At 62.4% G+C, this 18,314-nt stretch carries 18 protein-coding genes; 15 read left to right on the top strand and 3 right to left on the bottom strand.

Going from position 1 to position 18,314, the window contains the following annotated elements; genetic code table 11:
* Positions 1-47: 47 nt before the first annotated feature.
* From BLS26_RS04950 to BLS26_RS04925, 6 genes are all read left to right on the top strand, one after another.
* The gene (locus BLS26_RS04950) at positions 48-710 is read left to right on the top strand and encodes a TetR/AcrR family transcriptional regulator (RefSeq protein WP_092508947.1); all 663 of its coding nucleotides are present in this window, start codon (positions 48-50) and stop codon (positions 708-710) included.
* Entirely contained in the window at positions 707-1,492 is a 786-nt protein-coding gene (locus tag BLS26_RS04945) for an HlyD family secretion protein (RefSeq protein ID WP_092508945.1), read from the top strand. The genes BLS26_RS04950 and BLS26_RS04945 overlap by 4 nt, the downstream gene beginning before the upstream one ends.
* A complete protein-coding gene (locus tag BLS26_RS04940; protein WP_092508943.1) occupies positions 1,489-2,439 on the top strand; it encodes an ABC transporter ATP-binding protein in 951 nt (316 codons plus the stop codon). Before BLS26_RS04945 ends, BLS26_RS04940 begins: the two co-directional genes overlap by 4 nt.
* Positions 2,436-3,602: an ABC transporter permease gene (locus tag BLS26_RS04935; RefSeq protein WP_092508941.1), complete on the top strand. Its 1,167-nt coding sequence runs from the start codon at positions 2,436-2,438 to the stop codon at positions 3,600-3,602. Before BLS26_RS04940 ends, BLS26_RS04935 begins: the two co-directional genes overlap by 4 nt.
* A gap of 106 nt (positions 3,603-3,708) precedes the next feature.
* On the top strand, positions 3,709-5,016 hold the full coding sequence (locus tag BLS26_RS04930) for an adenylate/guanylate cyclase domain-containing protein (RefSeq protein ID WP_092517640.1): 1,308 nt from the start codon (positions 3,709-3,711) through the stop codon (positions 5,014-5,016).
* 130 nt (positions 5,017-5,146) lie between these two features.
* A complete protein-coding gene (locus tag BLS26_RS04925; protein ID WP_092508940.1) occupies positions 5,147-6,061 on the top strand; it encodes a PhzF family phenazine biosynthesis protein in 915 nt (304 codons plus the stop codon).
* A gap of 93 nt (positions 6,062-6,154) precedes the next feature.
* Here the strand turns inward: BLS26_RS04925 and BLS26_RS04920 are convergent, their stop codons facing one another.
* A complete protein-coding gene (locus BLS26_RS04920) occupies positions 6,155-6,616 on the bottom strand; it encodes a DUF488 family protein (RefSeq protein WP_092508938.1) in 462 nt (153 codons plus the stop codon).
* 12 nt (positions 6,617-6,628) lie between these two features.
* Complete coding sequence (locus tag BLS26_RS04915) at positions 6,629-7,456, bottom strand: DUF72 domain-containing protein (protein WP_092508936.1); 828 nt, start codon at positions 7,454-7,456, stop codon at positions 6,629-6,631.
* 210 nt (positions 7,457-7,666) lie between these two features.
* On the opposite strand from BLS26_RS04915, the gene BLS26_RS04910 reads away from it, so the two are divergent.
* The 7 genes from BLS26_RS04910 (at position 7,667) to BLS26_RS04880 (ending at position 16,349) form a co-directional block, all read left to right on the top strand.
* Positions 7,667-8,467, top strand: a complete 801-nt coding sequence (locus BLS26_RS04910; RefSeq protein WP_092508934.1) for a Crp/Fnr family transcriptional regulator — start codon at positions 7,667-7,669, stop codon at positions 8,465-8,467.
* A 520-nt stretch (positions 8,468-8,987) separates the two neighbouring features.
* Positions 8,988-10,424 carry an ABC transporter substrate-binding protein gene (locus BLS26_RS04905; RefSeq protein ID WP_092508932.1) on the top strand — a complete coding sequence of 479 codons (1,437 nt, stop codon included), beginning with the start codon at positions 8,988-8,990 and terminating at the stop codon, positions 10,422-10,424.
* 9 nt (positions 10,425-10,433) lie between these two features.
* Entirely contained in the window at positions 10,434-11,423 is a 990-nt protein-coding gene (locus BLS26_RS04900) for an ABC transporter permease (RefSeq protein WP_244541845.1), read from the top strand.
* Between the two features lie 2 nt (positions 11,424-11,425).
* Complete coding sequence (locus BLS26_RS04895; RefSeq protein ID WP_197681346.1) at positions 11,426-12,298, top strand: ABC transporter ATP-binding protein; 873 nt, start codon at positions 11,426-11,428, stop codon at positions 12,296-12,298.
* Between the two features lie 125 nt (positions 12,299-12,423).
* Entirely contained in the window at positions 12,424-13,791 is a 1,368-nt protein-coding gene (locus BLS26_RS04890; protein ID WP_092508926.1) for an arylsulfatase, read from the top strand.
* Positions 13,792-13,925: 134 nt separating this feature from the next.
* The gene (locus BLS26_RS04885; protein WP_092517638.1) at positions 13,926-14,804 is read left to right on the top strand and encodes a formylglycine-generating enzyme family protein; all 879 of its coding nucleotides are present in this window, start codon (positions 13,926-13,928) and stop codon (positions 14,802-14,804) included.
* A gap of 36 nt (positions 14,805-14,840) precedes the next feature.
* Positions 14,841-16,349, top strand: a complete 1,509-nt coding sequence (locus BLS26_RS04880) for a SulP family inorganic anion transporter (RefSeq protein ID WP_092508924.1) — start codon at positions 14,841-14,843, stop codon at positions 16,347-16,349.
* Positions 16,350-16,586: 237 nt separating this feature from the next.
* On the opposite strand, the gene BLS26_RS04875 is transcribed toward BLS26_RS04880, so the two are convergent.
* Positions 16,587-17,231, bottom strand: coding sequence for a phasin family protein (locus BLS26_RS04875; RefSeq protein WP_244541844.1), 645 nt, complete (start codon positions 17,229-17,231; stop codon positions 16,587-16,589).
* A gap of 249 nt (positions 17,232-17,480) precedes the next feature.
* Here BLS26_RS04875 and BLS26_RS04870 point away from each other — a divergent pair, with 249 nt between their 5' ends.
* Together BLS26_RS04870 and BLS26_RS04865 are read left to right on the top strand one after the other, a co-directional pair.
* A complete protein-coding gene (locus BLS26_RS04870) occupies positions 17,481-17,840 on the top strand; it encodes a hypothetical protein (protein ID WP_092508922.1) in 360 nt (119 codons plus the stop codon).
* Between the two features lie 81 nt (positions 17,841-17,921).
* Positions 17,922-18,125: a hypothetical protein gene (locus BLS26_RS04865; protein ID WP_092508920.1), complete on the top strand. Its 204-nt coding sequence runs from the start codon at positions 17,922-17,924 to the stop codon at positions 18,123-18,125.
* Positions 18,126-18,314: the final 189 nt, after the last annotated feature.

Here is an 18,314-nt window from a genome sequence, read left to right as displayed (position 1 = left end):
AAACCCAGCTTCTTGACAATGACTGACCAGTCAGTCATATTTAAGCAATGACAAAAACAGCACCCAAAAAGGTCTCGCCAAAGCGCCCGGCCGCGCAGCCCGCTCCCAACCGCGCCGAGCGCGCGGCGGAGCGGCGGGGGGCGATCGTCGAGGCGGCGATGGAGGAATTCATCGCGCGCGGCTTTGCGGCGACGCGGCTCGACGACGTCGCCAAACGCGCCGGCGTAGCCAAGGGCACGATCTACCTGCACTTCAAGGACAAGGAATCGATGTTCGAGGAATTGATCCGCACCGCGATCGTGCCGCTGGTCATGAGCCTTGGCGCCACGCCGCCGCGGCCCGGCGCCACGGTGCGCGACATGGTGGAGGGCTTTGTCAGGACTTTCATCGAGCAGGTGGTGACGACGCGGCGCGGCGACATCGTGCGGCTGATCATGGCGGAGGGGCCGCGCTTTCCTGCGGTTGCCGACTTCTACTACCGCGAGGTGGTCTCGCGCGGCCTTGCCGGCATGCGCGCCATGATCGAACTCGGAATCGCGCGTGGCGAAATCTCGAACAAAAATCTCGCGCGCTTCCCGCAGATCCTGGTGGCGCCGGCAATGATCGCCGTAATCTGGCAAAGCCTCTTCAGTAAACACGCGCCACTGGATGCACTCGAGATGTTTCGCGTGCATCTCGACCTGATTTTTGGCGAACGGAGGACGGCATGACTTCGTCGCAAGCAAGAGCAGTCGCGACCGCGCTGGGGCTGGCCGCCATGCTGGCGGGCTGCAACGAGCGCAAGGATCCCGGCTTTCAGGGCTGGGTCGAGGCCGATATGATCTTCGTCAGCCCCGATGAATCCGGCCGCGTGACCAAACTCAACGTCCGCGAGGGCGACGAGGTCAAGCCCGGCGCGCCGCTCTACACCGTCGACGACGATCTGCAGCAGGCCGATCTCAACCAGAACAACGCCACGCTGGCCAATGCGCAGCAGAGCTATGACCGCGCCGCCTCGCTGAGCAAGACCGGCTCGGGCACGCAGGCCACCCTCGACTCCGCGGTCTCGGCGCTGCGCGTGGCGGAAGCCCGCGTCAATACCTCGCAGACCCGGTTGGCGCGGCGCAGCGGCTTTGCACCGATCGCCGGCACCATCCAGCAGATCTATTTCCGCGAAGGCGAGATGGTGGCGGCGCAACGGCCGGTGGTGTCGATCATGCCGCCCGGCAACATGAAGCTGCGCTTCTTCGTGCCCGAGACCGAGCTGCCGAAACTTGCGATCGGCGACGAGGTGAAGGTCACCTGCGACAACTGCGCAGCCGACCTCACCGCAAAGATCTACTTCATCGCGACCACGGCCGAATATACCCCGCCTGTCATCTACAGCCTCGATGAGCGCAACAAGCTGGTCTATCTGATCCAGGCGCGGCCGAGCCGGCCGGACAGTTTGCGCGTCGGCCAGCCGATCAGCGTATTCTTCAATGCCCGCACACCGGTGGCGGACAAGCGATGAGCTCAGCGCCGGCATCAGCGCCCGACATCGACATCGCCATCGATGTCGCGGGTCTTTCGAAATCGTTCAGCGGTCGCGAGGTCGTGCATGACCTGTCGATGCAGGTGAAGCGCGGCACCATCTACGGCTTCCTCGGCCCGAACGGCTCCGGCAAGACCACGACGATCCGCATGCTGTGCGGCCTGCTGACGCCGGATGCCGGCGATGGCACCTGCCTCGGCTACGACATCCGCCGCGACGCCGACAAGATCAAGCGCCAGGTCGGCTACATGACGCAGCGCTTTAGCCTGTATCAGGACCTCTCGGTGCGGGAGAACCTGGAATTCGTGGCGCGGCTCTACGGCATGCGCAATGCGAAAAGCGCCGCGCGCGAGATGATCAAGCGCATTGGTCTCACCGGCCGCGAGGAGCAGCTCGCCGGCGAGCTCTCCGGCGGCTGGAAGCAGCGATTGGCGCTCGGCGCCTGCACCTTGCCCAATCCGCAACTGCTGTTGCTGGACGAGCCGACCGCTGGCGTCGATCCCAAGGCGCGGCGCGATTTCTGGAACGAGATTCATGCGCTGGCCGCTGAAGGGCTGACGGTGCTGGTCTCCACCCATTACATGGACGAGGCCGAGCGCTGTCACGAGATCGCTTATATCGCCTATGGCCACCTGCTGGCGCACGGCACCGTGGAGGAGGTGATCGCGAAATCGGCGCTGTCGACCTACACCGTCACCGGCGACGATCTCAATGCGCTCTCCGCAGAACTCACCGGCAAGCCCGGCATCGACACGGTGGCGCCGTTCGGCACCAGCCTGCATGTCTCCGGCCGCGACAAATCCGCGCTCGAAGCGACCGTCGCGCGCTATCGTGACGGCAAGGGGTGGCACTTCCAGCCCAGCGAGCCCTCGCTGGAGGACGTGTTCATCGACCTGATGAGCCGCTCAAAGGACAATTTCCAATGAGTGCGAACGAAGCCTATCGCCAGAGCCACGACATCAAGGAGCCGCCGTTCGGCTTCTGGTGGCGCAGCTATGCGATGCTGGTCAAGGAATTCATCCAGCTTCGCCGCGACCGGGTCTCGTTCGCGATGATCGTGATGCTGCCGGTGATGCAGCTCGTCCTGTTCGGCTTTGCCATCAACACCACGCCGCGCAACCTGCCGACGGCGGTGTTGCTGCAGGAGGACAGCGATCTCGCGCGCTCTGTGCTGAAGGCGATCGAAAACACTGCCTATTTCCGCTTCACCCGCGAGGTTCACAGCGTCGCCGAGTTTGACGATCTCCTGCAGTCGGGCAAGGTGCTGTTCGGCGTCGAAATCCCGCGCGGCTTCGAGCGTTCGGTGCGGCGCGGCGACAAGCCGGCGCTATTGGTCGCGGCCGATGCGACCGATCCGGTGGCGGCGGGTTCGGCGCTCGGGACGCTCGGCGGCGTCGTGCAGACCGCGCTGGCGCACGATCTCCAGGCCGGTGATCCGCCGTCGATGCCGTTCGAGATCCGCGCCCACGCCCGCTATAACCCGGCGGGCTCGTCGCGGCTCAACATCGTGCCGGGCCTGGTCGGCACCATCCTGACCATGACCATGCTGATCTTCACCGCGCTGTCGGTGACGCGCGAGATCGAGCGCGGCACCATGGAAAGCCTGCTGTCGATGCCGATCAAGCCGGTCGAGGTGATGTTCGGCAAGATCGTGCCCTATGTGATCGTCGGATTCGTTCAGGCGACGCTGATCGTCGGGATCGGGGTGTTGTTGTTCGGGGTGCCGATCCTCGGCAGCCTGTTCACGCTGGCGCTGCTGTCGACGCTGTTCATCACCACGAATCTCGCGATCGGCTACACCTTCTCGACCATCGTGCAGAACCAGTTGCAGGCGATGCAGTTGTCGATGATGTTCTTCTTGCCGAGTATTTTGTTGTCCGGATTCATGTTTCCGTTCGCGGGCATGCCGGTCTGGGCGCAATATATCGGCGAGGGCCTGCCGCTGACACATTACGTTCGCATCGTCCGCGCCATCATGCTGAAGGGCGCCACCATCCAGAATTTGCAGTATGACACGATTGCACTTATGGCATTGATGCTACTGGCCATGACGATCGCCGTGACGCGCTTCCGTCGCACGCTGGATTGATGCAATATCGGTCAGTCATTCCGGGGCGATGCAAAGCATCGAACCCGGAAGTTCGAGATTTCGGGTTCGGCTCTTCGAGCCGCCCCGGAATGACCAGGGAATGAAAATGCTGGGGTTGTTGGGAAATAAGGCGCAGGACTCGGCGGTATCCGCCGAGTTTCAGCATGCCTTGATGCAGCAGGTGATGCGCACCGAGCTGATCCGGGTCAAGGCCCTGATCGGAACGACTGCGATTCTGGTGGCCTCGATTCTGATCCTTCATACCATCGACCCCTATGCGGTCGAACATCTCTGGCATGGCCGGCTCAAGCCGTCTGACCTTTACAGCATCCTGATCCCGTTCATCCTGTTCGAGCTCTGGGTCCACACTAGCATCAGCCGGTATCTGAGGCTGGACCGCGATTTGCCGGTCTATCGACGCTATCTCGGCGTACTGATCGAAACCTCGATGCCGACACTGGCGCTGGCGATGCACATCGACAGCATGGGACCGGTCGAGGCGCTCGGCTTCGTGGCGCCGCTGACCTATTTCATCTTCATCATTCTCTCGACGTTGCGGCTGGATTTCTGGCTCTCGACCTTTACCGGCTTCGTCGCGGCCGCCGAGCTGTTCTACATGGCGATGTTCTATCATCGTGCCGGCAGCGCCGATCCCGCGCCCGATCTCTACTATCACTCCGTGCGCAGCGTGATGGTGTTGATCTGCGGCATGCTGGCTGGCGCCGTGGCGGTGCAGTTGCGCCGGCAATTCGCCGCCAGCATCATGGCCTCGACCGCGCGCGACCGTGTCACCAACCTGTTCGGCCAGCACGTCTCGCCGCAGGTGGTCGCGCGGTTGATGGCGGAAGGTGCCGGCACCGGCAGCGACATCCGCCGCGTCGCTGTCATGTTCGTCGATTTCCGCAGCTTTACCGCCGGGGCGAGCTCACGTTCGCCGCAGGAGGTGGTGGACCGGCTCGATGGCGCATTCGCGGTGCTGGTCGATATTCTCGATCGCCACGGCGGCATCGTGAACAAGTTTCTCGGCGACGGATTCCTGGCGCTGTTCGGCGCGCCGTTGGAGGCGCACGACGCCGCGCATCAGGCGGTTGCCGCGGCGCGCGAGATGCTCGAGGCCAACGACCGCGTCAACAAGGCGACCAGTTGGCCACTGCGGATCGGCATCGGCGTTCATTTTGGCGAAGTGGTCGCCGGCAATATCGGCTCGCCGCGGCGCAAGGAATACACCGTGATCGGCGACACCGTGAACTTCGCCGCGCGGCTCGAAGCGCTCAACAAGGATTTCAATTCGCAGTTCCTGATCTCGCAAGCGGTTCATGACGCGCTCGGAGAGGAATGCCGCGATGCGGTTTCGCTCGGCGACGTTCCGGTGCGAGGCTATGACAAGCCGATGACGGTGTGGCGATTGGGGTAGCGCGTCCTGTTCGCGGCAACGAAAATATCCTCGCCGTGCGATGCCGGTTCGCTCAGAGCAATCGGCGCAATACTTTCGTTGACGGAGCGGCGCGAGGCATGTCTCTTCGGTGCCGAACTGGAGCTTCGACATGCAGCGCCGCTATATCACCTGCGACGTCTTCACCATCAGCGCCTTTGGCGGCAATCCGCTCGCGGTAGTGCTCGACGCCGGCGGGCTGTCGACCGCGCAGATGCAGGCGATTGCGCGCGAGTTCAACTATTCGGAGACGACCTTCGTGCTGCCGCCGGCCGATCCCGCGCATGACGCGCAGGTGCGCATCTTCACGGTGCGTTCGGAAATTCCGTTCGCCGGCCATCCCAATGTCGGCACCGCCTTCGTGCTGGCGACCTTGGCCGAAAAGCCGCCGGCGCGGCTGCTGTTCGAGGAAAAGGCCGGCCTGGTGCCGGTCGAGATATTGACCGAGCAGGGCAGGGTTGTGAGCACCGAGCTGACCGCGCCGCAGCCGCTGAAACGGCTGTCGCAGCTCAGCGCCGAGCAGGCGGCCAGCTGTCTATCGCTGTCGGCAGGCGATGTGAAGACGGACCGGCATGTGCCGCAGATCATCTCGGTCGGGCTGTCGTTCCTGGCGGTCGAACTCGCCTCGCGCGAGGCGCTGCGGCGGTCGAAGCCCGATGCCGCGGCGTTCGCAAAGACCTTTCCGTGCGACGGCAGCGACGCGATCTATCTCTATACGCGCGATGTGCCGGCCAGCGAAAAGTCCTGCGATCTGCAAGCACGGATGTTTCATCCCGGCGCCAGCGGATTGTCGGAAGACCCCGCCACCGGAAGCGCGACGGCGGCCGCCGCGGCGCTGCTCGCCGATCTCGATTCCATGCGGGATGGCGAGCTGAAACTGACGATCGGGCAGGGCGTCGACATGGGCCGGCCAAGCCTGCTGAAGACGCGCGTTCGTAAGCAGAACGGTGCGGTCGCCTCGATCCATGTCGGCGGCGCCTGTGTGCAGATGATGGAGGGGACGTTCCGGTTGCACGGCGACGGGTGATGTTCCCGCCGTCATTGCGAGCGAAGCGAAGCAATCCATCTGGCCGTAAAGGAAGAATGGATTGCTTCGTCGCTCCGCTCCTCGCAATGACGGTTACACCTGCGGCGCCACCAGATTCTCGATCTTCACGCCGTCGCGATCCTCCATGATCTCGGCGATCCATCGCCGGTGACAATGTGCGTGATCGCGCTCGTAGCAGAGAATGCAGACCGGACCTGACCGCTTCACCAGCGCGGAGAGTTCGTCGAGTTCTTCTCGCGCTTGCGGCGTCTTTAGATGCTTGGCGTAGATCTTGTGCAAGACATCGAACTGGCCACCGCGGGCGGCGATGCGGCCGTCCTTGGGAGTGCCGAGCCCGCGCAGATGCAGATACGATATGCCGCGCTCGTCGAGACCGGCCGCGAGTTGAGTCTTGGAAAAGCCCGGCCGGCGCGACGACGCCACCGCGCGCACGTCGACCAGCAGTTTCACGCCGGCGCCTTCGAGTTCGTCGAGCACGGCCTTTGCCGGCGTCTGCTCATAGCCGATGGTGAAAAGCTTCTTCGCTCTAGCCATGCGGCGCTCCGTTCATTTCACCCGCTCGATCAATTCCATCGCGCCCGCCGGCGCGCGGATCTTGCCTTCGTGGATGACGTAGGCGAACACGTCGCGCGGCGCCTTCTTCGGCTTGGTGGCGTCGACCCGCGGCAGATCGTCGGGCTCGCTGCCTGAGGCCCAGGCCTGAAACCGCTTGGCCCAGGCGTCGAGTTGCTTCGGCGGATAGCAGGTCTTGAGTTCGTCATTGCCCTTCTGCAGCCGCGCATAGACGAAATCGCTGGCGACGTCGGCGATGGCCGGATACTTGCCGTGTTCGGCGAACACCACCGGCGTCTCGAATTGCCGGATCAGCGCGATGAATTCAGGTACGCAAAAACTGTCGTGCCGGACTTCCACCACATGACGCAGCGCGCGGCCGTCGAGTTTGCGCGGCAGCAGTTCGAGAAACTTGCCGAAATCGGCCCCGTCGAATTTCTTGGTCGGCGCGAATTGCCACAGCACCGGACCGAGCCGGTCGCCGAGTTCGAGCACGCCGGAATCATAAAAGCGCTTCACGGAATCACCGGCCTCCGCCAGCACGCGACGATTGGTGGCGAAGCGCGGCCCCTTTAACGAAAACACGAAACCGTCGGGCACTTCGCGCGCCCATTTGCGAAAGCTCTCCGGCTTCTGCGACCCGTAGTAGGTGCCGTTGATCTCGATCGAGGTCAGCTTCGACGCGGCGTAGGACAATTCCTTCGCCTGCGTCAGCTTCTCCGGATAAAACACTCCGCGCCACGGCTCGAAAGTCCAGCCGCCGATGCCGATATAGATGTTGCCGCTGCTTGATTTCGGGGGCTTGCTCACGGAGGGGCTCATTGCGATCGAGAGGGGAACAGCGGACGATCTTAACCACATCGGCCGTGATTGGCCAGTTTGCCGCAGGCAGCGAAACCGATGGAAATGCCGTGTGATCTCCGTGCGATATGTGGACACTGACGCCGCTTCAGCCGACAATGAAACCGTTACTTGGCGCGCGGATTGCAAAGCGGATCAAGAACAGGGCTGGAATTGGCTTAGAGCGGTTCTATGATCGGTAAACATCACTCATCTCAAGCAAGTCCGAGCGACAAAAGCGAGGCACCGATCCAGTTCGGCGCGCTGCTGATGGCCGAGGGCGGGACGCAGCGGAGCGGGCCGCCTTATCTGTTCCAGGGATTGACCGAGGCCGAAATCGCGCAGGTGGTGGGTTCGGGGAAGCGCAAGGTGCTGTATCGCGGTGCCCGGCTGTTCAGCCAGGGCAGTCCACAGGACGGCATCTATCTGATCGAGACCGGGCGGATAAAAGTCTTCTACACGGCGCCGTCGGGCCGCGAGATCACGCTCGCGTATTGGCACTCCGGCAATTTCGTCGGCGGTCCCGAAGTGTTCAAGCAGGGACTGCACGTCTGGTCGGGGGAGGCCGCCGTCAACAGCTCGGTGCTGCATTTGCCGGGTGACATTCTGCGCCGGATGGTGATGACGATTCCTGCGCTGGCGATCGGCATCATCGAGGGCCTGAGTTTCAAGGGGCAGTGCTATTCAGCGCTCGCGCAAATGCTCGGCACCCGGTCGCCGACCGAACGGCTGGCGCAGCTGCTGCTGCACCTGATGAACCTGTACGGGGTCGAGGAAAAAGATGGCAGCTTGATCGCCGCCTCGTTCACGCATGCCGATCTGGCGCATATGACGGGCGTGACCCGGCAATCCGTCACCGTCAGCCTGAAACGATTTACCGAACTCGGAATCCTGCGCGCGCACGGCGCCAATCTCGTTATTCAGAACGCGGACCTGCTGAGCGGGATTCGCGACGGCAAGCTCGCCAAGGTTGCGGCATCGGAAGAGCACTAACACCGGTGGGTGCATCGCCTCGATCGACGTCACGATGTCAGCCCAATTGCCGGTACCACCGCCGCTGATAGTGATTCCCGCGCCGCGTATGGTTGAGTTGGCTAATTTCTAGCCACGCCGCCCATCTGTCGATCAGGATCGGCGATTTTATTGTCCATTAATTGAGCATCCCGATCTTTCTTCGCAATGCGTTGCCGGTTCGAAGCGTTCGTCGTTTCGGATTCAAGGTGGGCCGTTCAGAGTTTGCTTAACGGACGTCATCGTCCGGGTTGGAAGCAAGCGAGTTCACGGCAATGACGTCTACTCCTTTCATTGATTCAGCCCTCAGCAAGCCGGGCCACCACGAGCCGGGTCATGGGCATGCCGTCAAGGCCCCGGTGGCATGTCGCTTGCAACATCAGGAACATCACAGTCAGTCCGCTCATCGCCGAGTAACACCGCCGCCGTTCACCGTGGCCGGGGGCCTTGGCATGCGCATCGTACGGCACACAGCAGAGTTCGGTTCGAAAGGATTTGTCTCATGAGCGTCGGTCCAGCGTCCAAACTCTCCGGCTTGTTTCCCTTGCTGGTCGCAACGGCGATCGCCTTCGTACCCGGACAGGTAAGCGCGGAGACGCTCGAAATCGGCATCGGCACGCAGAATACGACGACCAACACCGTCACCGGGGGCGTCGTTCTCAAGGAGCTTGGCTTGCTGGAGAAGCATTTGCCGAAGACCGGCAAGTACAAGGACTTCGAATACAGACTGAGCTGGCAGAACGCCACGTCCGGCCCGCCGATCACCAACGGCATGATGGCCAACAATATCCAGATCGGCATGATGGGCGACTATCCGCTGATGGTGAATGGCGCCACCGGGCAGGCCACCAAGAACGAAACCCAGCTGGTCGCGATCATCGCCTACAACGCCGTCGGCGGTGGCAATGGCATCGTCGTTCACAAGGATTCGCCTTACTACGAGCTCGGCGATCTCAAGGGCAAGAACGTCTCGGTACCATTCGGCTCGGCTGCGCATGGCATGATGGTTCGGGCGCTGGAGAAGCGCGGACTGCCGCCGGATTACTGGAACCTGGTGTCGCAATCGCCGGAAGTCGGCAGCACCAATCTGCAGGAAAAGCGCATCGACGCTCATGGCGACTTCGTGCCGTTCGCCGAACTGCTGCCGTTCCGCGGTTTCGCCCGCAAGATCTATGACGGCGCCGAGACCAAGACGCCGACCTTCCACGGCGTGGTCGTGCGCAAGGACTTTGGCGAAAAGTATCCGGAGATCGTGGTCGCCTACATCGAAGCTCTGATGGAGGCCAACGACTGGATGCGCAAGAATCCAAAGCTCGCGGCCGAGAAGATCGAGGAGTGGACCAAGATCAACAAGGAAGTGGTCTACATCTTCTTGGGCCCCGGCGGCGTGCACACGCTCGATGCGACCATCAAACCAAAGTGGGTTGAGGCTGTCGGCGCGAACTACGCGATCCTGCAGAAGCTGAACATGATCAAGGAACTCAACATCGGCGCCTGGGTCAATGACAGCTATGTCCGGCAGGCCTACAAGGAGCTCGGGCTCGACTACGACAAGCAGCTCGCCTCGTTCGATACCTACAATGTGACGGGCACCGATCCGGTCTGCAATGCGCCGATCGACAATCCCGCGCAAACCGGTGAGATCTGGATCCAGGGCGGCGACATCGTGCCGTTCAGCTCCCCGGTCTGCACGCTGCTGGGCGTCAAGAAGTACACCTCCGACGGCAAGAAATTCAACGCGGTCTATCTGGTCGACCACGAGCTCGGCATCAAGGTGTTTGCCGACGCCGCCTTCTATTCGATCGGCGGACAGGATCCGAAGAAGCCGGATGTCGTGCCGTTCCTGCTCAAGAAGGATGCGGAAGCCTTTGCAGCCAAGAACGGCGGCAAGCTTGCGACCTATGCCGAAGTGCTCAGCGCGATCAATGTCGGACAATAGGGGCGGACCGTGGGCACCACAGCAAGCGCCAAAATCATAGCGATCCCGATCATGGAAAAGCCCCCCGAGCCGCCGACCCCGGTCGCCGCGGAAGCAACGGCAAAAGTAACCGCAAATGCTTCGCCGGCCACCCCGGATTTGCCGGTACCGGCCCCGGAGCCGATCCCGACGGTGTCGCTGCGCAAGGTCCTTAAAAGCCTGTCGGCGAAATTCACCCGCGAGCGCTTCATCACCGCGCTACTCGGCGGTATCTCGATCGCGGCGCTGTTCCTGTTCTGGTATTTCGGAACCAAATACCGGCTCGAATTCTACATCCGCTTCAAGAACGTTCCGACGCCTTACGAAGTGTATCAGCAACTGACGCAGGTCGGGCTGTCGAACAAGTACCTGTTCAATATTGCCATCAGCCTGCGGCGCATTCTGCTCGGCTTCGTGATCGCGATCGTGATCGGTGTTCCGCTGGGACTGGCGATCGGAAAATACGAGCGCGTGCGCGACCTGTTCATGCCGGTGATTGAAATCCTGCGGCCGATCCCGGCGATCGCCTGGGTTCCGATGTCGATCATGCTGTGGCCGAACAACGAGGCCGCGATCGTCTTCATCACCTTCATCGGCGCCTTCTTCCCGATCCTGCTCAACACCATCCATGGCGTTCATTCGCTGGATGGCGTGTTGATCCGGGCAGGGCGTTGCCTCGGCGCCAGCGAAGGCCGTCTGCTCCTGAACGTGATTTTGCCGGGCTCGTTGCCGCATATCTTCACCGGTCTTGCGGTCGGCATGGGCGTGGCCTGGGTGTCGCTGATCGCAGCCGAGATGATCTCGGGTCAGTTCGGTGTCGGCTACTTCACCTGGGAAGCCTATTCGCTGGTGAACTATCCGGCGATCGTGCTCGGCATGATCACGATCGGCGTCCTTGGATTGGCCTGCAGCGGCATCATCCGCCTGGTCGGCGTTCTCATGATGCCCTGGTTGGCATTTGCGCCTGGGAGCAAGCAATGACAATGGCAATGTCCAATACCGAAGTTCAAAAAGGCTTCATCGACGTTCGCGACATGGGCGTGACGTTCGGCGCCAACGACAACAAGGTGGTTGCCGTCGACAACGTCTCGCTCAACGTCCAGCCCGGCGAGTTCGTGTCGCTGATCGGGCCCTCCGGCTGCGGCAAGTCGACCCTGCTCTCGATCGTCGCCGGCTTCGTCAAGCCGACGCGCGGCGAAGCGACACTCGACGGCAAGGCGATCACCAAGCCGGGCTCGGATCGCGGCGTCGTGTTCCAGCAGTATTCACTGTTCCCGTGGCTGTCGGTTCGCAAGAACGTCGAGTTCGGCCTGAAGATGGCCGGCGTCGAGCAGAGTAAGCGAAACGTTACGGCGCGGTCATTGCTCGATCTCGCAGGCCTGCTCTCATTCGAAAATCACTATCCGGACCAGCTCTCCGGCGGCATGAAGCAGCGCATCGGCATCGTCCGTGCGCTGGCGACCAGTCCGCAGGTGCTCCTGATGGATGAGCCGTTCGGCGCGCTCGACACGCAGACGCGGGTCGTGATGCAGGAAATCCTGACCAACATCTGGCAGCAGTTCAAGATTTCGGTGCTGTTCATTACGCATGACATCGAGGAATCGATTTTCCTCTCCGACCGCATTTACGTCATGACCGCGCGGCCTGGCCGCATCAAGGCGGAAATCAAGGTGCCGCTGCCGCGTCCGCGGCGGGCGGAGATGACTGACACACCTGAATTCATGAGCCTGGTGCAAGAACTCAAGGGGCTGATCCGCGAGGAGTCACTCGCTGCGATGGGACCAGAGATCAAGGATCGAGGCCTTTCAGGCTTTGGAATGAAAGTGGGACCGAAAGGAGTGGGCGAAATCTTCTGACACAATTCTAGACGTCGCGGCCTGACAGGCGCGAACCAGCAATCAACGACTGCAACCAAAGGAAGGCGCAAAAGGGCAAGCGCGCCAACGATGCCGCGCGCCCGCGCCATAGATCGGAGAATTCAATGGCTAAGAAACCCAATATTCTATTTTTCCACGTCGACAATCTCGGCATGGGCGAACTCGGCTGCTACGGCGGCGGCATCCTGCGCGGTGCCGACACCAAGCGCATGGATACCTTTGCCAAGCAGGGCGTCAAGCTGACGCATTATGTCGTCGAGCCGCAGTGCACGCCGACCCGCTCGGCGCTGATGACCGGACGTTTTCCGATCCGCTCGGGCAACCACACCATCGCGCTCGGCGGCAATGGCGGCGGCCTCGTCACCTGGGAGCGCACCATCGGCGCGATCCTGTCGGAAGCCGGCTACGCCACCTCGATCTACGGCAAATGGCACATCGGCGCCGAGGACGGCCGCTTCCCGACCGATCACGGTTTCGACGAATGGTACGGACCGCTGCGTACCTATGACGAGTGCATGTGGCTGACCGATCCGCATTACGTGCCGGAGCGTGACGGCTTCTCGCACATGCATGAAGGCGTCAAGGGCAAGGGTGCCTGGCCGATCATGGAAGAACAGCTCACCATGGAGACCAAGAAGACCTGCGATCTGGAGTACCAGAAGCGCGCGCTCAAGTTCATGGAAAAGTCGGCCAAGGACGACAAGCCGTTCTACTGCTACTTCAACCACTCGCTGATGCACTTCCCGATGTCGCCGCGCGACGAATTCGTCGGCAAGAGCACCAATGGCGAGTGGGGCGACTGCCTGTTGATGCTGGATCACGATTTCGGCGTGCTGCTCGACAAACTCGATGAGCTCGGCGTCGCCGACAACACCATCGTCGTGATGTGCGGCGACAATGGCGCCGAGGACCATCTCGCCGGCCGCGGCACCGGCGGCTTCTTCGACGGCTCCTACTTCTCGTCGGCGGAAGGCGGCATCCGCACGCCGTTGCTGATCCGCTGGCCGGAGCACATTCCGGCAGGCATCGAAAGCAACGAAATGGTTCATGTCACCGACATGTTCACGACGCTGCTGTCGATGACCGGCTGCAAGGCGCCGGCCGACCGCCTGATCGACGGCGTCGACCAGAGCCCGTTCTTCCTCGGCAAGCAGCCGACCTCGAACCGGGAGTCGTGCATCGTCTGGCTGAAGGACGAACTGCACGCGGTGAAGTGGAAGGACTTCAAGATCAACTTCAAGCGGCAGCAGCATTTCCACGACCCGGAACTGCCGCTCGGCTTTGCCCGCATCACCCATCTGCAGGAAGACCCGAAGGAGCGTGAGGCCGTCAACCAGCGCTACGTGCGCTGGTGGGTGATGCAGCATGCCCAGCGCATCATCAGGGAGTTCGAGGACAGTGCGAAGAAGGAGGAGTTGATTCCGCCCGGCGCCGCGCTCGATTTCGTGCCCAAGCAATACGCCAAGGCGTGATGACCATGACTGCACCGACGAGAGCGGAAACGATCGCGAAGGGTGCAGCCGGCTTTCGCCGGGGAGCGGGCTGCTGCTCGCTCTCCGGTCAGTCAAACGCGGGCGCCAAGCTCGCCCCGGCCGACCGCGAGGACATGGTGTTCCTCGCGGGCGGCAATTTCCTGATGGGCTCCAACAGTTTCTATCGGGAAGAACGCCCGGTTAGACCGGCCCACGTCGACAGCTTCTGGATCGACATCTATCCCGTTACCAACGCCGAGTTCCGCAAATTCGTCGACGCGACCGGTTACGTCACTTACTCCGAACGCCCGCCGAATCCGGCGATGTATCCCGACGCCGACCCGGCGCTGCTGGTGCCGGGCTCGTTGGTGTTCAAAAAGCCCGATCGCCCCGTCAGCCTCCGCGATAACCTCGCCTGGTGGGAATACAGGGTAGGCGCCGACTGGCGACATCCCCAGGGGCCGCAGAGTTCGCTCGCCGGCCGCGACGATCATCCCGTCGTGCACATCGCCTATGAGGATGCGTTGGCCTATGCGGCATGGTGCGGCAAGGAATTGCCGTCCGAGGCCGAATGGGAATTCGCCGCCCGCGGCGGGCTGGAAGGCAAGGCCTATCCCTGGGGCGATGCCGCCAATCCCGAAGGCCGGTTTCTCGCCAACACCTGGCAGGGCCGCTTTCCCTACGAAAATCTCGCCGAAGACGGCTACGACGGCACCTCGCCGGTCGACGCGTTTCCTCCCAATGGTTACGGCCTGTTCGACATGGTCGGCAATGTCTGGGAGTGGACCGCGAGCCTCTATGACGCGGCGCCGGATCAACCGCAGCAATCCTGCTGTCATCCGGATTCCGGCGGCGACCGTTCCACGCGTCGCGTGGTGAAGGGCGGCTCGCATCTCTGCGCTCCGAACTACTGCCTGCGTTACCGGCCCTCGGCCCGTCAGGGCGAAACCGTCGACTCCTCCGCCTGCCACATCGGCTTCCGCTGCGTCGTGCGCCAACCGCCGGGCGCGTGATCACAGCAGCCGGCAACGATTTTTCGGAACCATCTCATGCACGTCGCCAACCCCGCCACCACTCAAAATCAGTTCGAGGACCAGCCGTCGATATCGGAAGTGCTTCGGGCACCTCACCTGTTCGTGCGGGAGTCGCTGGCCGGAATGGTAACCGCGCTGGCGCTGATTCCGGAGGTGATCTCGTTTTCATTCGTGTCGGGTGTCGATCCCAAGGTGGCACTGGTCGCCTCCATCGTGTTGTGTCTCGTGATGTCGGTGCTCGGCGGACGGCCGGCGATGGTCACCGCGGCTGCAGGCTCGATCGCGCTGGTGATCGGGCCGATGGTGAAGCTGCATGGCACAGGCTACATCCTGCCGACCATCATTCTCGCCGGTATCATCCAGATCGTCTTCGGTCTGGCCGGCCTGGCGCGGCTGATGCGCTTCGTGCCGCGGTCGGTGATGATCGGATTCGTCAATGCGCTCGGGATTCTTATTTTTGCGGCCCAGGTTCCCCATATCCTCAACGTTGCCTGGATCGTTTATCCCCTGTTTGCATTGACGATCGCCATCGTCCTGGTGATGCCGCGCTTGACCAACGCCGTGCCGGCGCCGTTGATCGCCATCATCGTGGTGACTGCGATCGTGATTCTCTGGCATCTCACTGTTCCCAATGTCGGCGGCAAGGGCGCGATGGCGCCGGGATTGCCTGGCATCACCGCGTTCACCGTTGCCCTTGACCTCGATACGTTTCGCATCATCTGGCCGACCGCGCTCAGTGTCGCCTTTGTCGGCCTGCTCGAGACGCTGCTGACGGCCAAGCTGGTCGACGACCTCACCGATACGCGCTCGCACAAGGGCAGGGAGTCCTGGGCGCTCGGCATCGCCAACATCGCCGCCGGCTTCTACGGCGGCATCGGCGGCTGCGCGATGATTGCCCAGACCGTGGTCAACGTCAAAATCGGCAACGGCCGCACCCGCATCTCGACGGCGGTCGCGGCGATCGTGCTGCTGGTGCTGGTGACAGGGCTGAGCGACCTGATGGCGCAGATCCCGATGGTGGCGCTGGCCGCCGTGATGATGATCGCGGCGCTCAAGACCATCAACTGGCACAGCGTGCAGCCGGCGACGCTGAAGCGAATGCCGATCCCGGAAACGCTGGTCATGGCCTTGACGGTCGTGGTCACGGTTGCCACCAGCAATCTCGCCTTCGGCATTGCCGTCGGCGTGTTGCTGGCGATGGTGCTGTTCGCGCGCCGGGTCGCACATGTCATTCGTGCCGAGCGCACGCCGAGCCCGGACGGCCTGTCGGTTCGCTATAGCGTTCACGGACCGCTGTTCTTCGGCAGCAGCAACGATCTGGTCGAGCGCTTTTCCTATGGCGAGGATCCCAAGCGCATCGCGATCGATCTCACCCATTCGCAGATCTGGGACGCTTCGAGCGTCGCAGCACTCGATGCCATCGAGACCAAATACCGCGAACACGGCGCCACCGTCACCTTCACCGGACTCGACCCGCGCAGCTCCTCGTTCCACGAGCGGCTGACGGGTCAGCTCGGCGCCTGACGAACCGCAGGACGAAAGGACCGTTCGATGGCCATTCTGCATTGGATATCGACCATGACCCAAGGGATCATGCGACGCTTCGCCGGCCGCTATCGGCCGGAGCGGCACTATATGCGCGGGGCGGGGCCGGCGACCAAACGAAGCCAGGGCCAGAGCGCCGGTTGACGCCATAAAAAAGGCTCCGGAAAACCGGAGCCTGTTGCTTCGAGCCGTCGCAGGCCATTCCGCCTCGGGTGTTCAGGATTTGCCGTGCGTCTCCGGCGGCTTGCCGACGAAGCCCCCGAACGGTTCGAGGGTTTGCCTGGCAAGCTTGCGGTGAAGTTCGCGGATTTTCTGCGACTCGGCCACCGAATTCTCGTAGGCCCGCTTCACGAATTCGGTTTGCACTTCCATCGCCTTGTCGAGCGAGCGCACGCCGCTGAGTTGCTCGAAAAACGACCCGAACTCCTCGAACGACTTCCGCGTGTAGTCGCGATAGGCATTCGCGATCGTCTGCAGGCTGACAGGCGAGGATTCGGCCGCGGCAGCTTCGGCCGGTGAGGGGGCATCGGCCTGCAGGGGTGCATCGGCCTGCAAGGGGGCATCGGCCGGCAAGGGGGCATCGGCCGGCAAGGGGGCGTCGGCCGGCAAAGGGGCGTCGGCCGGAACGGCGTCAGCCTCAGCGACCGTTTCCTCGGCGACCATGGCTTCAGCAACGACGGCCTCAAGCGGTTCGCTGACGACCGGCTCCGGATCCGCTTGAGGAACCTGCTCTTGTTCCGGGGTTTGCGCTTGAACCGGTGCCGGGCTCTCGGTTGAATTCGATTTCTGACGCCGCGCCTCCCCCTTGCGATTGCGTCGTCCGGACTTTGTCGCCGGCTTGTTCTCGTCTGTACTCGACATTTTGTTCCCCTATTCAATGTCAAACCAAAGGTTGAAGCTCCGCCACGTTTGCGCTGGAATCGCGGTTCTTGCTTGTCACTTGCAGGGCACTCGCGTGATGACATTTGGGAGAGCGGCATCCGCCGGACAGGATTGCACAAAAATATTGGTAGATTGCACCGGAAACGTTCAGAAGGGGCTTTGCAGTTATAAGATTTTGGCAGTCATAAGATTTTGGCAGTCATAAGATTGTTGCGAAGGGAGTCCGCTATGCGTGCGATCATTCTGGCCCTGACGATGGCGATGACGACATCGTCAGCGATGGCCGATGAGACCGATGACTCGCATCGCCTGGCGGTGTCGGGGCGTGACGATTACTGGAACTGCCTCGCCCGGGAATTCCCGCGCGAGAGCAACAAGGGCCTGTCGGAGCGGGATTTTGGCGCGCTGATCGCCGGTGCCTGTCCGTCCGAGCGGCAGAATTTCCGGGTCGCGCTGGTGGATTTTCTCGGGCTGCAGTTCCCGAACAATGAGGCGGGCGCCAACATGACCACCGCCAACAATGCCATTGCGCTGGCGCAAAAGGACATCGTGACGGCGTTTGCGCGGCGCAGGGCCGCGGCGAAATAACCATCGCAAGGCGGGGCCTATTCCTCCGCGCCGGTTTTCCGTGATATCAATCCCTGGGTAGAGCGTTGAGGATTGTCGGGTATGAACTCTCAGTCGGTAGCGGGTATTCTGGGCGCCATCATCGCGTCGATCGTGCTGGTGGTCGCAATCGCGTATGGGCCGATCGGGCAGTTCGGCAAGCCCGCCAAACCGGCTGCCGTTCAGCCGGGGCAGGCGGCCGCACCGGCGGTCCCCGCAGCGCCAGTTCCCCGCGGGCCGGTGATCCGGGAAGTGCCCAATCAATAGATACCGTCTGACCCTTTGCAGACCCCTTGCGGAACGCCCCAGGCGTCCCTATCTAGTTTCTAACGGCGACGTTGACGCTTCATAGCTCCGGCGCTGGGACGACCATGAATAGGCTGGCAGCGCCGGATGTACGCGCGCCCTCTGTTCGTGGTCGTTGGCATTTTCAGAGCGTTTTCAAGCGAAGTGGCG

Source organism: Afipia sp. GAS231 (assembly GCF_900103365.1).
In the GTDB taxonomy this organism is placed as follows: Bacteria; Pseudomonadota; Alphaproteobacteria; order Rhizobiales; family Xanthobacteraceae; genus Bradyrhizobium.
Note: the sequence above shows the minus strand (reverse complement) of the source record. Positions and strands in the feature narration are given on the sequence as shown.

Excerpts from the sequence above, each read along its gene's own strand:
- BLS26_RS04945 (WP_092508945.1), top strand. The coding sequence starts at position 707 with ATGACTTCGTCGCAAGCAAGAGCAGTCGCGACCGCGCTGGGGCTGGCC.
- BLS26_RS04940 (WP_092508943.1), top strand. The coding sequence starts at position 1,489 with ATGAGCTCAGCGCCGGCATCAGCGCCCGACATCGACATCGCCATCGAT.
- BLS26_RS04925 (WP_092508940.1), top strand. The coding sequence starts at position 5,147 with ATGCAGCGCCGCTATATCACCTGCGACGTCTTCACCATCAGCGCCTTT.
- BLS26_RS04920 (WP_092508938.1), bottom strand. The coding sequence starts at position 6,616 with ATGGCTAGAGCGAAGAAGCTTTTCACCATCGGCTATGAGCAGACGCCG.
- BLS26_RS04875 (WP_244541844.1), bottom strand. The coding sequence starts at position 17,231 with ATGTCGAGTACAGACGAGAACAAGCCGGCGACAAAGTCCGGACGACGC.
- BLS26_RS04890 (WP_092508926.1), top strand. The coding sequence starts at position 12,424 with ATGGCTAAGAAACCCAATATTCTATTTTTCCACGTCGACAATCTCGGC.
- BLS26_RS04895 (WP_197681346.1), top strand. The coding sequence starts at position 11,426 with ATGGCAATGTCCAATACCGAAGTTCAAAAAGGCTTCATCGACGTTCGC.
- BLS26_RS04915 (WP_092508936.1), bottom strand. The coding sequence starts at position 7,456 with ATGAGCCCCTCCGTGAGCAAGCCCCCGAAATCAAGCAGCGGCAACATC.
- BLS26_RS04935 (WP_092508941.1), top strand. The coding sequence starts at position 2,436 with ATGAGTGCGAACGAAGCCTATCGCCAGAGCCACGACATCAAGGAGCCG.
- BLS26_RS04870 (WP_092508922.1), top strand. The coding sequence starts at position 17,481 with ATGCGTGCGATCATTCTGGCCCTGACGATGGCGATGACGACATCGTCA.
- BLS26_RS04885 (WP_092517638.1), top strand. The coding sequence starts at position 13,926 with ATGGTGTTCCTCGCGGGCGGCAATTTCCTGATGGGCTCCAACAGTTTC.
- BLS26_RS04880 (WP_092508924.1), top strand. The coding sequence starts at position 14,841 with ATGCACGTCGCCAACCCCGCCACCACTCAAAATCAGTTCGAGGACCAG.
- BLS26_RS04950 (WP_092508947.1), top strand. The coding sequence starts at position 48 with ATGACAAAAACAGCACCCAAAAAGGTCTCGCCAAAGCGCCCGGCCGCG.
- BLS26_RS04910 (WP_092508934.1), top strand. The coding sequence starts at position 7,667 with ATGATCGGTAAACATCACTCATCTCAAGCAAGTCCGAGCGACAAAAGC.
- BLS26_RS04905 (WP_092508932.1), top strand. The coding sequence starts at position 8,988 with ATGAGCGTCGGTCCAGCGTCCAAACTCTCCGGCTTGTTTCCCTTGCTG.
- BLS26_RS04865 (WP_092508920.1), top strand. The coding sequence starts at position 17,922 with ATGAACTCTCAGTCGGTAGCGGGTATTCTGGGCGCCATCATCGCGTCG.
- BLS26_RS04930 (WP_092517640.1), top strand. The coding sequence starts at position 3,709 with ATGCTGGGGTTGTTGGGAAATAAGGCGCAGGACTCGGCGGTATCCGCC.